The organism is uncultured Microbulbifer sp. (genome assembly GCF_913055755.1).
In the GTDB taxonomy this organism is placed as follows: domain Bacteria; phylum Pseudomonadota; class Gammaproteobacteria; order Pseudomonadales; family Cellvibrionaceae; genus Microbulbifer.
This window is the reverse complement of sequence record NZ_CAJXKH010000020.1, coordinates 1-15,384: the sequence shown is the minus strand read 5'-3', so window position 1 is coordinate 15,384 and position 15,384 is coordinate 1. Positions and strand designations below refer to the sequence as shown.

The 15,384-nt window shown below is 58.9% G+C and carries 11 protein-coding genes; 8 read left to right on the top strand and 3 right to left on the bottom strand.

Annotated features, from left to right (window positions below):
- The first annotated feature begins 119 nt into the window (after positions 1 to 119).
- The 4 genes from hppD to QZ511_RS05540 all read left to right on the top strand — a co-directional run bounded on the left by hppD (position 120) and on the right by QZ511_RS05540 (position 5,722).
- Positions 120 to 1,217: a 4-hydroxyphenylpyruvate dioxygenase gene (hppD, locus tag QZ511_RS05555; RefSeq protein ID WP_295800189.1), complete on the top strand. Its 1,098-nt coding sequence runs from the start codon at positions 120 to 122 to the stop codon at positions 1,215 to 1,217.
- Positions 1,218 to 1,251: 34 nt separating this feature from the next.
- Positions 1,252 to 1,800: a VOC family protein gene (locus QZ511_RS05550; RefSeq protein WP_295800186.1), complete on the top strand. Its 549-nt coding sequence runs from the start codon at positions 1,252 to 1,254 to the stop codon at positions 1,798 to 1,800.
- 31 nt (positions 1,801 to 1,831) lie between these two features.
- Positions 1,832 to 2,839: a fumarylacetoacetate hydrolase family protein gene (locus tag QZ511_RS05545; protein ID WP_295800183.1), complete on the top strand. Its 1,008-nt coding sequence runs from the start codon at positions 1,832 to 1,834 to the stop codon at positions 2,837 to 2,839.
- A 192-nt stretch (positions 2,840 to 3,031) separates the two neighbouring features.
- A complete protein-coding gene (locus tag QZ511_RS05540) occupies positions 3,032 to 5,722 on the top strand; it encodes a glycoside hydrolase family 3 C-terminal domain-containing protein (RefSeq protein WP_295800180.1) in 2,691 nt (896 codons plus the stop codon).
- 121 nt (positions 5,723 to 5,843) lie between these two features.
- Here QZ511_RS05540 and QZ511_RS05535 read toward each other — a convergent pair whose 3' ends face one another.
- Positions 5,844 to 6,695: a carbon-nitrogen hydrolase family protein gene (locus QZ511_RS05535; RefSeq protein WP_295800177.1), complete on the bottom strand. Its 852-nt coding sequence runs from the start codon at positions 6,693 to 6,695 to the stop codon at positions 5,844 to 5,846.
- 88 nt (positions 6,696 to 6,783) lie between these two features.
- Positions 6,784 to 7,647: a transporter gene (locus QZ511_RS05530; protein WP_295800175.1), complete on the bottom strand. Its 864-nt coding sequence runs from the start codon at positions 7,645 to 7,647 to the stop codon at positions 6,784 to 6,786.
- A 371-nt stretch (positions 7,648 to 8,018) separates the two neighbouring features.
- On the opposite strand from QZ511_RS05530, the gene QZ511_RS05525 reads away from it, so the two are divergent.
- The 4 genes from QZ511_RS05525 (at position 8,019) to QZ511_RS05510 (ending at position 14,831) form a co-directional block, all read left to right on the top strand.
- The gene (locus QZ511_RS05525) at positions 8,019 to 9,743 is read left to right on the top strand and encodes a DUF885 family protein (protein WP_295800172.1); all 1,725 of its coding nucleotides are present in this window, start codon (positions 8,019 to 8,021) and stop codon (positions 9,741 to 9,743) included.
- 248 nt (positions 9,744 to 9,991) lie between these two features.
- Positions 9,992 to 12,313 (top strand): TonB-dependent receptor, encoded by a 2,322-nt coding sequence (locus QZ511_RS05520; protein WP_295800168.1) that lies wholly within the window; start codon positions 9,992 to 9,994, stop codon positions 12,311 to 12,313.
- Positions 12,314 to 12,326: 13 nt separating this feature from the next.
- Positions 12,327 to 13,667, top strand: coding sequence for a dipeptidase (locus QZ511_RS05515; RefSeq protein ID WP_295800165.1), 1,341 nt, complete (start codon positions 12,327 to 12,329; stop codon positions 13,665 to 13,667).
- Between the two features lie 135 nt (positions 13,668 to 13,802).
- A complete protein-coding gene (locus tag QZ511_RS05510; RefSeq protein ID WP_295800162.1) occupies positions 13,803 to 14,831 on the top strand; it encodes a zinc-binding dehydrogenase in 1,029 nt (342 codons plus the stop codon).
- A 112-nt stretch (positions 14,832 to 14,943) separates the two neighbouring features.
- Here the strand turns inward: QZ511_RS05510 and QZ511_RS05505 are convergent.
- The coding region (locus QZ511_RS05505; protein ID WP_295800160.1) for a hypothetical protein at positions 14,944 to 15,384 on the bottom strand (441 nt) is incomplete at its 5' end.

Here is a 15,384-nt window from a genome sequence, read left to right as displayed (position 1 = left end):
CGCTCTGTGTCCGGTGCTTGACATTGGTTACACGCGTAACTAAATTCGTTGCGCCTGAAACTAATAATGCGTTGCACCGAAAGGGTGCAGCCCGATGTAACTGAATAATGGAGGATCGCATGGCCGATTTGTTTGAGAACCCCATGGGCCTGGACGGCTTCGAGTTCGTGGAATTCACCGCGCCGGAGAAAGGCATTCTGGAGACTGTTTTCGAGGCCATGGGCTTCACCAAGGTGGCCCGTCACCGCACCAAAGATGTGGAGCTGTGGCGCCAGGGCGACATCAACTTCATCACCAACTACGAGCCCGGCAGCCACGCGGACTACTACGCCCGCGAGCACGGCCCGTCTGCTTGTGGCCTGGCGTTCCGCGTGAAAGATGCCACCTTCGCCTACAACGAAGCGATCAACAAGGGCGCACAGCCGGTAGAAGTGGAAACCGGCCCGATGGAACTGCGCCTGCCGGCGATCAAGGGCATCGGCGGTGCCACCCTGTACCTGATCGACCGCTATAAGGAAGGCGAAACCATCTACGACATCGACTTCCACTGGCTGGAAGGTGTGGACAAGCACCCCGAAGGCTGTGGCTTCCACACCCTGGATCACCTGACCCACAACGTGTACCGCGGTCGCATGGACTACTGGGCCAGCTACTACGAAGACCTGTTCAACTTCCGCGAGATCCGCTATTTCGACATCAAGGGCGAGTACACCGGCCTGCTGTCCAAGGCGATGACCGCGCCGGACGGCAAGATCCGCATTCCGCTGAACGAAGAGGCGGCCGGTGGCGGCGGCCAGATCGAAGAGTTCCTGATGAAGTACAACGGTGAGGGCATCCAGCACATCGCCTTTGCCTGTGACGACCTGATCGCCTGTTGGGACCGCCTGAAAGCCCAGGGTATGGAGTTCATGACCCCGCCCCCGGAAACCTACTACGAAATGCTGGAAGAGCGCCTGCCGGGCCACGGTGAGCCCACTGCCGAGCTGAAGAAGCGCGGCCTGCTGCTGGACGGCACCACCGAGGGTGGCCAGCCGCGCCTGCTGCTGCAGATCTTCTCCGCCAACATGCTGGGCCCGGTATTCTTCGAATTCATCCAGCGCAAGGAAGACGAAGGCTTCGGTGAAGGCAACTTCAAGGCCCTGTTCGAATCCATCGAGCGCGACCAGCTGAAGCGCGGCGTGATCGGGGATAAAAACAAGGGCGAAGACGCAGCCTGATCGGCGGTCTGCAACGAGAGTACGGAGGCCCATAATGGCTATACAACGCATCCATCACGTGGCCTACCGCTGTCGCGATGCCAAGGAGACCGTGGAGTTTTACCGCGATCTGCTGGGCATGGACTTCCAGCTCGCCATCGCCGAAGACAAGGTGCCCTCTACCGGGGCACCGGATCCCTACATGCATATTTTTCTCGATGCAGGACAGGGCAATGTGCTGGCGTTCTTCGAGCTGCCCAACTCCCCGGATATGGGCCGCGATGAAAACACCCCCCAGTGGGTGCAGCACATCGCACTGGAAGTGGAAAGCATGGACGAGCTGCTGGCAATGAAGCAGAAGCTCGAGGATGCCGGCATCGACGTGCTCGGCCCCACCGACCACACCATTTTCAAGTCGATCTATTTCTTCGACCCGAACGGTCACCGCATCGAGCTCGCCGCCAACACCGCCAAGCCCGGTATGCACAGGGAGCTGAAGCGCGTGGCGGAGGATATGCTGGAAGAGTGGTCCCGCACCAAGAAGGCACCGCGGCACGCGGCCTGGATGCACGGCGACGAAGAGTTCAAGGCTCTGGATCCCTAAACCCAAAGATTTAACGTAAGAGGAAGGCACAGTGAAGTTAGCCAGCCTGAAAAACGGACGCGACGGCAAGCTCGTCGTGGTCAGCGACGACCTGACCCGCATGGCATCCGCCGCCGAGATCGCGCCCACCCTGCAGAGCGCACTGGACGACTGGGCAGAAAAATCTGCCCAGCTTGAAGATCTGCAGGCAAAACTTAACCGCGGTGAAATCGAGGGCGAAGCCTTCGACCAGGCCCGGTGCCACTCGCCGCTGCCGCGTGCCTACCACTGGGCTGACGGCAGCGCCTACGTCAATCATGTAGAGCTGGTGCGCAAGGCTAGAGGCGCGGAAATGCCGGAAAGCTTCTGGACCGACCCGCTGATGTACCAGGGCGGTTCCGATACCTTCCTGGCCCCGCGCGAGCCGGTAAAAATGCCGCAGTCCGAGGGCTTCGGCATCGACTTCGAGGCGGAAATCGCGGTGATCACCGACGACGTGCCGATGGGGGTTTCCCCGGAGGAAGCACTCAAGCACATCAAACTGGTGATGCTGGTAAACGACGTGTCCCTGCGCGGCCTGATCCCCAACGAACTGGGTAAGGGCTTTGGTTTCTACCAGTCCAAACCCTCCAGTGCCTTTTCCCCGGTGTGCGTGACCCCGGCGCAACTGGGCGACAACTGGAGAGAAGGCAAGCTGCACCTGCCGCTGGTATCCGAGCTGAACGGCGACAAGTTTGGCGAGCCGAACGCCGGCATCGACATGACCTTCCACTTTGGCCAGCTGATCGCCCACGCGGCGAAAACCCGCCCGCTGGGCGCCGGCACCATCATCGGTTCCGGCACCGTATCCAACAAACTCGACGGCGGCCCCGGCAAGCCGGTGAAAGAGGGCGGAGTGGGTTACAGCTGTATCGCCGAGATCCGCATGATCGAGACCATCCAGGACGGCAAGCCGAGCACCGGCTTTATGCAGTTCGGCGACAGGATTGCGATCGAAATGCTGGACAGTAACGGCCAGTCCATTTTCGGGCGCATCGAGCAGACGGTGGAGCAGGCCTGAGCCATTGCGCACAACCGCTCCGGACTGCCCTGAAGCCCGGGTCAAAAAAGCGAGCCTCGAGAGAGGCTCGCTTTTTTTGTGCCTGCCTGCGCGACGCTTCTCGCAAGCACGGCTTTATTAGTCAAAATGTAATCGTTTACATGTCGGTGTGTGTTCGCTATGGTTGCCGAAAAGCGCGATGAGAATAACAAGATGAAAAAATATCTATCCCTCGGTCTGTGCACCCTGGTGTTGGCCGCCTGCAGCAAGGGGCCGGCAGATACGACCACGCCACTGGCCACCGACGAAGCACCGGTGAACTCAGCCAGCACATACCCCTACCTGGATACATCCCTGCCCATCGAGCGCCGGGTCGATGACCTGGTAGGGCGTATGACCCTGTCGGAAAAAATAAGCCAGCTGTACAACGAGGCACCCGCCATCGAGCGTTTGGGGGTGCCGCGATACAACTGGTGGAATGAGGCGCTGCACGGTGTCGCGCGCGCCGGCAAGGCCACGGTATTCCCCCAGGCCATTGGTCTGGCGGCCACGTTTGACGACCAGTTACTGGGCGAGGTGGCCACTGCCATCTCCGATGAGGCGCGGGCCAAACACCACTATTTCGCGGACAACGATCTCGCATTTCGCTACGCCGGGCTCACGTTCTGGTCGCCCAATATCAATATATTCCGCGACCCGCGCTGGGGGCGGGGCCAGGAAACCTATGGTGAAGACCCCCACCTCACCGGCCGCATGGCGGTTGCCTTTATCAAGGGCCTGCAGGGCGATGACCCCAGGTACCTGAAAACCGCAGCGATGGCCAAGCATTTTGCGGTGCACAGCGGCCCGGAAAAATCCCGCCACTCGGACGATTATGAGGCGACCGCCAAAGACCTGGCGGAAACCTACTTCCCGGCGTTTAAAACCGCGGTAATGGAGGCCAAGGTCGAATCGGTGATGTGTGCCTACAATCGCGTCAATGGCGATCCGGCCTGCGGCAGTGAAATGCTGTTGCAGGATACCCTGCGTGAGCAGTGGGGTTTCGACGGCCATGTGGTTTCGGACTGTGGCGCCATCGCCGATTTTTACGAGCCCGATGCGCACAACCTGGTACGCGCGCCGGCGGAGGCCGCGGCCTGGGCACTGAAGGCGGGCACCGACATCAACTGCGGTACCCGGCGGCTCAGTACCTTTGCCAACCTGGGTTTTTCCCTGCAGCGGAATATGGTCGACGAGAGTGAAATCGATGCGGCGGTCAAACGCACGTTCACCACCCGTTTCAAACTCGGCATGTTCGATCCGGCGGAAGCGGTCCCCTACACCAGCATTCCCATGTCCGCAGTAGGTTCGGAACAACACCTGGAACTGGCGGTAAAAACTGCCGAACAGTCCATGGTGCTGTTGAAAAACAACGGTATTCTGCCGCTGGCAGAGGGCACCCGGGTTGCGGTAATCGGTCCGAACGCGAGCAACTTTTCCGTGCTGGTCGGCAACTACCACGGGTATCCGATAAAACCGGTTACTCCACTGGAGGGTATCCGCACGCGCGCCGGTGCCGGCAACGTGGTTTATGCGGCGGGCACATCGCTGATCGCCGATCAGTACGGAAATTATGAAACGGTAGCCGCCGGCAATGTTTTCCATATCGACAGTGACGGCGCACTGCAGCCGGGGTTGCACGCCGGTTATTACCCGGTGGATATCTCCCGAGGCAAAAAGACTCGCGATTTCAAACTGATTCCGCAGACTACCCTGGCGGAGGCGCCCGCATTCAGCCGTATCGAGTCGCAGGTCGACGCCTACTGGACACGCTCACCGCTGGACGACACGGTAAACGGCGATTTCGGCGTGGTCTGGAGTGGTGTGCTGGTGCCGGAAACCAGTGGCAGTTACCTGTTCAAGTCCGGCGGCAACCTGAAGATCGATGGTGCAGACGTCCATGGCGCAATCGAGCTGCAGGCAGGGCAGCGATACCCGCTGGAAATGTCCCGGGTTTTCCTGCGCAGCCTGACAGGCAGTCCACTGGAACCGAGTGTGCAGTTGAGCTGGGTCAACACGTCCACAGACTACCTGGCTGAAGCAATTGATGCTGCGCGCACGGCCGATGTCATCGTCTATACCGGTGGCATTTCTGCCGAGCTGGAGGGTGAGGAAATGCGCGTGGAGCTGGACGGCTTTGACCACGGCGACCGCACCAGTATCCAGCTGCCGGCCAACCAGCAGGCGCTGCTGCACAAACTCAAAGCACTGGGTAAGCCGGTGGTGATGGTGAATTTCAGTGGTAGCGCCATGGCCCTGAACTGGGAGGATAAAAATCTCGATGCCATCGTGCAGGCTTTTTATCCCGGCGAAGCCACCGGAACCGCGCTGGCGCGCATACTCTGGGGGGATGCCAACCCGTCGGGCAGGCTGCCGGTTACCTTCTATCACAGCGTTGACGATCTTCCCGACTTCAAGGGCTACGCCCTGGCCAATCGCACCTACCGCTATTTTACCGGCGATGTGCTCTACCCCTTTGGCTACGGCCTGAGCTACAGCAACTTCAGTTACAGCAATCTGAGTGTGCCGGACAGCGTGCAGGCGGGTGAGGATTTATCCTTTGCGGTCAAACTTACCAATAGCGGTGAACGAGATGGAGGGGAGGTAAGCCAGGTTTACCTGAGCCTGCCGGATGCGCCGGTGGATGTTCCGATTCGCGAACTCAAGGCATTCAGGCGCTCCGAATTGGCCGCGGGCGCATCCACCCAACTGCAATTCAATATTGCCGCGGCTGATATGCGCTACGTGGATAACGACGGCAAGTCCCACCCTTACCGGGGGCGACTGAAGCTCAGTGTCGGCTCTGGCCAGGGTGCATTTCTCGATGAATCGCAGTTCGCAGAAACCATCGTAACCATTCAGTAAGCGGGTGTTGTTGCGGCGGGCGATATCGAAGCACAGCGATTTGCCCGCCTGATCCAGGGCCAGTGCGGTTTATTCAGGCGAGAGAAATGGATGGCTGGCCTAAATCCGCAACAGGTGCTATTCACAGCTTGCGCATGGACAACAGCGGCATGTTTCTGCGCACTTTTGCCAGCTTCTGTCCATCCAGCGTGGCGGTAATCACTGCTTCCCCGAGACCGGCCTCGGCGAGCACATCCCCCCAGGGATCGATAATCACCGAGTGCCCCCAGGTGTGTCTTTTGGGCGAATGTTGCCCACCCTGGTTTGCTGCAATTACATAGCATCCATTTTCGATCGCGCGGGCGCGCAGCAGTGTCAGCCAGTGTGCCTGCCCGGTGGTGTGGGTGAAGGCTGCCGGCACCAGAAAAATCTCGGCAGCCGCCGCTGCCAGCTGCCGGTAGAGTTCGGGAAAGCGCAGGTCAAAACAGATGCTGAGCCCCAGTTTCGCCCAGGGGGTGGAGGCGACTTTTGTCTCCTCGCCGGGCTCGATACTGGCGGACTCCCGGTAACTGCCTGCGGCATCTTCCACTTCCACATCGAACAGGTGCAACTTGTCGTAACGGGCACGCAGTGCACCGGTGTCGTCATAAACCAGGCAGGCGGAGCGGCTGCGCTTCTCCGCGATGGCGCTGCCGTCCGGTCGCTCCAGTAATGGCGTGGCGCCGGCGACGATCCAGATACCCAGCTCCGCGGCCCAATTTTGCAAGGCGTGCTGCACCGGCTGCAGGCTGGCATCGGCAGCGCCGCCCGCGGCATAGGGTTCTGCGGCAGAGTAGCTGCCGTGATCGGAAAGGTGGGCGAAATTTTCCGGCAGCAGTACCAGCTGCGCACCGCGCTCGGACGCTTGTTTGAGCAGTGCGTATGCCCGTGCCAGGTTATCCGAAACTCTATCACCACTGACCATTTGCACTGCGGCTACACAAATATCTTTCACGGCTCGAGCCTCCGCCACTTTTTTCGATGAAACGCCCAATAAAAAGGCTACCTTGTGGTAGCCATTGTGCGCAATCTGGTTGGCGGGATTACTTATTTTTTCCCGTGCCCATCTGATACACAAACTTCAACCAGAAGTAATCTCCTTCCGTTGTGTTGGTGGAATCCAGCTGGGGCAGCCAGCGAAACTCAACCACAATATTGTCCTTGCCCTTTGGCAGCATGTAACCGATGACGGGGCCGATCCCTGCAGTTTTCTGGCGAAATGGCCCGAGGATTCCGCCCTGGATTTTGTCGTCACTGATCTGGTTGCCCCAGAAGGCGTTGACGCCCATGGTGACGAAGCCATCCCCGGCCTTGACCATTTGCTGCAGGCTGCCATCGAGGTGGAACAGGCGGCCGCTGCGGTAATCGGTATCGGGATTTTGTTCGTTGAGAGTAAGCCCGGTGAACAGTGTCGCGTTGAAGCCCGATTCCATATTGCTATAGGCAATGCCGAAGGTTGGGTCCGCAGACCAGTAATTGAGGCCCGGGTTGGCCAGGCGACCGGTCTCATAATCTCCGGTGGGGGCGTGTATCGGCAGAAAAGCGTTGTATTGCCAGTTGCCGTCCACCCAGGCGAGCATCAGCGGGATTAGCGTGGTGTCGCCCAGACCGGACTCCGACTGACTACGGCTAATTGAACCCACAGCGCTTTCGATGCTGCCGCTGACTTTCACATCCGCCCATGAAAGGTAGGCGCCCGCAGTATATTTTGCGCCAAGCACGGGGGTATCGAAGGTATACAAGGCTCCGCCAACCACGCTGTTTATTCTCACGTCTATGCCGGCGGCGATCAGTCCGGCAATGGGGGTATCAATCTCGGCACCGAAATCACCGCTGTAGTTCAGGTACATGGGCTCGAATACCCATCCGGTCTGCACCGGCGCGCGATCGATCAGGGTTGCTGCCATTCCTGGCACGTAGTACCCGATACCGCCTTCGGTTGCATGGGCGGCAAGCGGACACATTGGCAGCAGGAACATCGACAACAATATGCGCCACAAATAGCGCCGCCACAGGAGAGAACAGGAAGCAATTAAACGCATAACGGGCCCCGAGAAAATCCGATCTTTGCGCTATTGAGTGTAGTCGCTATGCTGTGTTGACCCTTTCGGGGAGGCGCCGACGCTAAATTTGTCGAGAAAGTGAGGCGCCATGGTATGGTTGCCGGCTAGCCAAGGAAAAAACTGAGGAGCTCGAGAGCATGCCCGGTAGAACAACGGCAAATCCATTGCGAATCTTCGCAATTCTGCCCCCAATCATCACCATTATTGCCGTCTTGATGACATCAGCAGTCTGGGCCGCCACCCCCGGTGAACAACTGCAGCAGGTGATCGACGATCACTGGCAATACAGCCTGCGCGAAGATCCCATCACCGCAAGCCGCATGGGCGAGAAGGGCTACGCCGATCGCCTGCCCGGTGTGGCGGAGAGGGACCGCGCCCGCCGCCTCCGGGCAGAAAAGCAGTTCGTCGCACGCCTCAACAAGATCGACAGTCAGCAGCTGGATACCTCGGAGCGGGTCAACAAGGATCTGCTCACCTGGGTGTTGAAAAATTCCATTGAATCAAACGAGCTGTATCTCGAGCGTATTCCGGTGAATACCTTTTACAGCTTCTGGAGTTTGGCGCTGGATGCCAGCAATGGCCTCAGCATGCCCCGGGTGGCCGACTACCAGGACTACATCAAGCGGATTCGGGATTTCGGGCGCTATTTCGACGAGAACCTGGCAAATATGCGCGCGGGTATCAAGGACGGCTTCGTGCTGCCGAAAATCGTGGTGGAGGGTATTGCCCCCACCGTGCGCGCCCAGGTATATGACGACCCGACAAAGAGCAGCCTGTATGAACCCTTCGAGAATCTGCCGGACTCCTTCTCGCCGGCGGACAAAAAGCGCCTGCAAACTGCGGGTGCCAAAGCGATTAGGGAACACGCCATTCCCGCCTTTGACCGCGTAGCTACCTTCCTCGAGGGGGACTACCTGAACGCGGCCACCGTATCCTTGGCCGCGGAAGACCTGCCCGGCGGTAAGGATTATTACCGCCACGCCATTCGCACCTATGTCACGGTGGATATGGACCCGGCAGAAATCCACAATATCGGTCTGGCGGAAGTTAAGCGCATTCGCGGCGAGATGGACGAGCTGATCAAACAGGTAAATAAAGAAACCGACTTCGATGGAGGCTTTGACGAATTTACCGAATTCCTGCGCACCGACCCGCAGTTCTATGCCAAGACCCCGCGGGAGCTGCTCAAGGAAGCCTCCTATATCGCCAAGCGCATTGATTACCGCCTGCCGGAATTCTTCGGCAAGCTGCCGCGCCTGCCCTATGGCGTGGTGCCGGTGCCGGCGGAAATTGCCCCCAACTACACCACCGCCTCCTACAATCCCGCGGCCATCGGCGGTACTCGCGGCGGTGCCTACTGGGTGAATACCTACGCCCTGGACCAGCGCCCGCTGTACGAACTTGTGGCGTTGACCCTGCACGAGTCGGTGCCGGGCCATCACCTGCAGGGCGCGCTTAGCCAGGAGCTGGAAGACGTTCCCGATTTCCGCCGCAACCTGTACCTGAGTGCTTTCGGCGAAGGCTGGGGCCTTTATTCCGAGCGCCTGGGAGTCGAGATGGGGGTCTATGAAAATGCCTACCAGCAGTTCGGCCGCCTCAGCTACGAGATGTGGCGCGCCTGCCGCCTGGTCATCGATACCGGTATCCACTCCCAGGGCTGGACCCGCCAGCGGGCACTGGACTTCCTCGCCGATAACACCTCCCTGTCCAAAGCGAACGTGCGCGCGGAGGTGGACCGCTATATCTCCTGGCCCGGGCAGGCGCTGTCCTACAAGATGGGCGAGATCAAAATCCGCGAGTTGCGTGCAAAGGCGGAAAAGGAACTGGGAGACAGTTTCGACCTACGTGCATTCCACGATGCGGTGCTCGCCAACGGTGCACTGCCGATGGAAATGCTGCAGGCGCAGATGAATCGTTTCATACAAAAAAACAAACAGTGAACCCTGCGGGCCCCGATATTTCCATCGGGGCCCATGCCTGCCACTTCTGTATCCCCCTCCCGAGTCCGTTTCCATCGCCGTTCACCTCTCCCAATCGTCATTTCATCCCGCCAGCAGCCTGGTGGCACACAAGTTGCTGATCCCCTGTTAGCAATCCCCGCCAGCGAGATTCGATATTGATAGAGACGGTCTCGTATCGGGGCTGCGCGTTGCGTTGAAAGGATCATCAATAAGAACGGTGCAGACATATGACGAGCAAATACCATTCGGCGGCCTATCTGCTGGCAGTTTCCGGAGCTTTAACGGCACTACCTACCATCGCTGCCGACGCGAACCCCGCGGCGGGGGAAATGGAAGAGGTGGTGGTGCAGGCAAAGCGCACCTCCCAGGCGGACATCGCCATCGGCGAAAACGAAACCAGCAATACCGTCGGCGTGACCCGCGAAGAGCTGCTGTCCGCGCCCGCCGGTATTTCCGGATTGAAAATGCTGGAAAGCCTGCCCGGATTCAACGTGCAGACCGACGGCGCGCTAGGCCTGTATGAATTCGGCAACTCGGTGCAGGTGCGTGCGTTCAGTCTCTCCCAAGTCGGGTTCGTGCGCGACGGCGTGCCGATGGGGCGCTCGGACGCTTTTGGTGGCAGCCCGATTTTCCGCTATGTGGATAACGAAAACCTGGCATCGGTACTGGCCTCTCCCGGTGCCGGCGATGTATCGCTGCCAAGCTATTCCTCCCTCGGCCCGATTGTATCCTACAACTCCACCGACCCGTCGGAAGAGGCGGGCGGTATGGTTTCCCTGACCTCCGGTGACGACAACCTGTTGCGCAGTTTTGTGCGCCTGGAAACCGGGGATATCAACGGTTTCGCGGCCTATTTAAGTCGCTCCAAAACCGATAGCGATCTCTGGCGCGGTCCCGGCACCATCGATCGCGAGCACCTGGAGGGCAAGGCGAAATACGATTTTGACGAGGACACATATATCGAGGCGAGCTTCGTCAGCAACGACTTCCACGATTACGATTCCCCATCCGGGCTGGAAAGCAGTTTCGACGCGGACTACTACTACGCCTACCTGGATGCCATTCCCGAGGGTTGCAGCAATCCGCTGTCCGGGGTGTACGACTTCAATGGCGACGGCAGCATCGACGACCAGGATTTCACCCCGGTGTTTACCGACAGCAGCTGTACCAGCTACTACGAAGACCGGGTGAATATTCGCGAGGATGCCCTCTACTCAGTGTCCATGGGCAGCGACATCACCAGTGACCTCTACCTGACGTCAACCTGGTATTACGAAGACAAGGACGGCTTCGGCGTGTCTCCGGATAGCTACGGCAATTCCCTGTCTATTTACCAGCGCCAGGCCGCCGCCGGCCTCGACGTTACCCACCCGCGGGGGGTGCAGTACGGTTACTCCGGTGTGGGCGGGGAGCGGGAAGGTTTTCTCGCCGGGCTCGAGTGGCAGCTCGGGCTGCACAGGGTGGAATTCGGTGGCTGGTTCGAGGACGAAACCTACAACCGCACCCAGCTGCGCTACAACAAGACCGCCGGCAGCGCGGATGGCAACGTGATCTGGGATGAGGTGGCCTACTACCGCCGCAACTACACCAGTAACCGCGAAACCGTGCAGTTGTATGTGAAAGACACCATCGCCCTGCTGGACGAGCGCCTGAATGTGGAGCTCGGAGCCAAGTCCCTCAGCATCGACTACACGCTCGAGGGTTATCGCGATTATGCCGACTACGAAATCGGTGGCATGCCCGGTTACGGACCGCAGTCCGTCAGCGCCGATTACTCGGAAAATTTCCTGCCCATGATCGGTGCGGTGTACAACCTGAATGATACCGATCAGCTGTTCGGCTCCTGGTCCGAGAGCTTTGCGTTGCCGAAAGGCGCCGACGATATTTTCTCTGTCGCCACCAGTTTCGACGCGCCGGCACCCGCCGGGGAAACCGCGGACAATATCGAATTCGGTTTCCGCACCAGCCGCGCGCAGTACAACGGTGCCCTCTCCATGTACTACACCAGTTTTGACAATCGCCTGGTTGCCGGCAACGTACTGAACCCGGCCACCGGCGAGCCCGAGGCTTTCTACACCAATGCCGGTGAAACCACTGCCTGGGGTATGGAACTGTCCGGTGTGTACATGCCAGCGGTGTTCGATCAGGCGCTCTACTTCAATGCCAACCTGAGTTACAACCACGCGGAACTGAAGGACGGCTTTGGCAGCAATCCCGCGGGCAGCGTGCTGGCAGACAGCCCGGAGTGGCTGCTGACCGGCGGCGTGACCTGGGAGCCCAGCGACTGGATGGTCGCCAACTTTTCGGTCAAATATACCGGCAAGCGCTACGCGGATTACGCCGAGATTTTCGAGATGGATGACTACATCGTGGCCAGTGCCTACGTGGATTTCAGTGGCGACTCCTTTGGCTTCGCCAACACCAGCCTGCGCCTCAACCTCGACAACGTATTCGATAAACAGGTAATGTCATTCGTCTATGCGGGTTCACCGTATTACCGTCCCCTGAGTCCGCGCACGTTCCAGGGCACACTTACCTACAGTTTCTGAGTTAGGGGAAATCATGTTGAAAAAACTTAATCTGGCTGCCTGTGTGATGAGTGCCATACTCGCAGGCTGCGCACCGGAATCCAGCGAGACAGTGGCGTCGGCGGAAAAGGCCGCAGCCGAGGCACCGAAGAATGAAAATATCAGTGTCGAGACGCTGCACCAGAAACTGCTCACCATGGATACCCATGTGGACCTGGATGTGGACAATTTCACCGCGGAGAAAAATTACACCCAGGACCTGCAGACCCAGGTTGACCTGGGCAAGCTGGAGCAGGGCGGGCTCGACGCGGTCTGGTTCAGTGTCTACACCGGCCAGGGTGAACTCAGCGAAGCAGGCTATGCCGCGGCACTGGAAAATGCGCTGGCCAAGTTCGACGCGATACATCGCCTGACCGAGGAAATTGCCCCGGACCGCATCGGTCTGGCGACCACTCCGGAACAGGTGCAGAGCCTGATTGCCGAAGGCAAGCTGGCGGCACTGATCGGGGTGGAAAACGCCTATCCCCTCGGTACCGACCTGAGCCTGGTGCAGGAGTTCTACGACCGCGGTGCGCGCTATATGTCGCTGGCACACAATGGTCACAGCCAGTTTGCCGATTCCAATACCGGAGAGAGCGACGATGTCTGGCTGTACAACGGCCTCAGTGATCTGGGACGCGAGCTGGTTGCGGAGATGAACCGGGTCGGCATCATCATCGACCTGTCTCATCCCTCCAAGGCCGCCAACCTGGAAATGCTGAGCCTGAGCAAGGCGCCGGTAATTGCCTCGCACTCCTCCGCCAGGGCGCTGAACGACGTCAGCCGCAACCTGGATGACGAGGAGTTGCTGGCGATCAAGGAAAACGGCGGCGTGGTGCAGACCGTGGCGTTTGCTTCCTACCTCAACACCGGGAAATACGACGCGTGGAAGGACAAGGCCATGGAGGTGATGGCCCGTGAAGCCCACAAGACCGGTTTCCAGATGATGGACTGGAAGGCGGTGGGTGAACTGGATAGCGATGCCCGCCATGAATACATGGCCAGCTTCATGAAGCTGCGCGCCGAGGTGGCTCCCATGATCGAGCAGGAAGTGGACCCGCTGGTACCGCCGGTTAACGTGCAGGACTTTGTCGACCACATCGATTACCTGGTGAAAAAAATCGGTATCGAGCACGTGGGCATCAGCTCCGACTTCGACGGTGGCGGCGGCGTCGCCGGCTGGAACGATGCCTCGCAGACAGCCGCGGTGACCGAGGAGCTGCTCAAGCGCGGATACAGCGAGGAGGAAATTGCCAAACTCTGGAGTGGCAACCTGATGCGGGTCATGGGCGAGGTGCAGGCAGTGGCGAAATCCCTGCAAAAAAACCAGGGGTAGGGCGCCGCAATAATCCCTTCGGGACTCACAGCCCGGGCAAAAATTGCCGGGCTGTGAATTACGTCTCAACTTCAAATAGCGCGGAGTCACCCGGCGCGCTACGCTTTTCTACCCGTGTCCGCTATCGGAAGTTTCATGCCTGTTTCGAATAGCCGAAGAGTCTGGCGCACGCCCAAGGCCGGTGCCATCAGTAACCTGCAACTGGTGGATGAGCCGTTGCAGCCGCTGTCTGACGAATGCATCCGCATCAGTACCCGGTGCGTAGGGCTTAACTTTGCCGATATTTTTGCCCTCACCGGGCTGTATTCTGCGACCCCCGAAGACAGCTTTATCCCGGGCCTGGAGTTCTCTGGTGTGGTCGTTGAGATGGGGGCATCCGCCAATACCGAATTGAAAATTGGTGACCACGTTTACGGCTGCACAAGATTTGGCGGCTATGCGGATACCGTGGACGTACTGCCCCAGCACTGCCGTAAAATGCCTCGGGACTGGACCTTTGCCCAGGGTGCCGCATTCCCCGCACAAAGCCTCACCGCCTATTACGCACTGACCGAACTCGGTGCGCTCAAGCGGGGGCAGGTGGTATTGATCCAGAGCGCCGCCGGCGGTGTCGGCCTGCAGGCGATGCGCATGGCGCGGGAGCTGGGGGCGACCCCTATCGGCACGGTGGGTACGCCGGCGAAAAAACAATTTTTGGCGGAGCAGGGTTTCGACGAGGTGATCGTCCGCGGCGAGGATTTTGCCGAAGAGCTGGCGATCCAGCTCGGCTATCGGCCCCTGCACCTGGTATTGGACGCCATCGGCGGCAAGATCCAGACCCAGTGCTTCGAGGCCCTGGCGCCCACCGGCAGGCTGGTGGTTTTCGGAGCCGCGGAATTTACCCCGGGCGACCGCGCCAACTGGCTGAAGGCCCTGCGGCTATACCTGAAAAGGCCCCGCTACGATGTGATGGATATGATCAGCATCAACAAGTCGGTGCTGGCATTTAATCTCATTTGGTTGTGGCAGGAGCAGGCCATGTTTGATCAGCTGCTGAGCGGCTGCGCGGAGCTGGCGCTATCTGCACCTCATGTAGGTCACGAGTTTGCATTTGCCCAGGCCCATGACGCGATTGAGTGTTTGCGCAGCGGCCATTCCATCGGCAAAGTAATTCTTAGTATTTAAAGTGATAGCCACACTTTGGCTGTGGCAGCCGCGCGGCCAAAGTTTGATGTTCAAATATCCTGATTTTTTATTGAAGTCCCGGGGTATGTGGATGCGCGGTCTTAAGAGTCCCTCAGTCAGCCCAGTGCCCGAACCCCATGTATTCCCACATGGCATCTTTGGCCTCATGTTTTTCCACCGACTTGCCCCGGCTAAATTTTTCGAGGGTCATCGTGCTTACGAAGCGGGTGTAGTTCGCCTCGTTTCGCCTCCATTTTTCCTTGTCACCCAGGGGCGTATCGTAGAGTGAATTGACCAGTAAAGAAGCCTTGTATGATTTCCACTCACTGACATATCTGGTATCGCCATCCTCATAGGTAAATTTTAATTCCTGAGGCAGTTTAAGATCACTGCCTGGCACTGTTTGCTCACCGATCTTTTCAAAGGTCACTTTAGAGAGATTGTCGGCGACAATTTTTCCGTTTTTGGCCAGCATAAAAACGTTGGTCCATTCACCGCCCAGTTCTTTGCGGTGCTGGATCGGATAGGCAACCAGCGGGTACGGGCCGATATT

Coding starts and splice junctions, on each gene's coding strand:
- hppD (WP_295800189.1), top strand. CDS start 120: ATGGCCGATTTGTTTGAGAACCCCATGGGCCTGGACGGCTTCGAGTTC.
- QZ511_RS05550 (WP_295800186.1), top strand. CDS start 1,252: ATGGCTATACAACGCATCCATCACGTGGCCTACCGCTGTCGCGATGCC.
- QZ511_RS05540 (WP_295800180.1), top strand. CDS start 3,032: ATGAAAAAATATCTATCCCTCGGTCTGTGCACCCTGGTGTTGGCCGCC.
- QZ511_RS05530 (WP_295800175.1), bottom strand. CDS start 7,647: ATGGCAGCAACCCTGATCGATCGCGCGCCGGTGCAGACCGGATGGGTA.
- QZ511_RS05525 (WP_295800172.1), top strand. CDS start 8,019: ATGACATCAGCAGTCTGGGCCGCCACCCCCGGTGAACAACTGCAGCAG.
- QZ511_RS05520 (WP_295800168.1), top strand. CDS start 9,992: ATGACGAGCAAATACCATTCGGCGGCCTATCTGCTGGCAGTTTCCGGA.
- QZ511_RS05515 (WP_295800165.1), top strand. CDS start 12,327: ATGTTGAAAAAACTTAATCTGGCTGCCTGTGTGATGAGTGCCATACTC.
- QZ511_RS05510 (WP_295800162.1), top strand. CDS start 13,803: ATGCCTGTTTCGAATAGCCGAAGAGTCTGGCGCACGCCCAAGGCCGGT.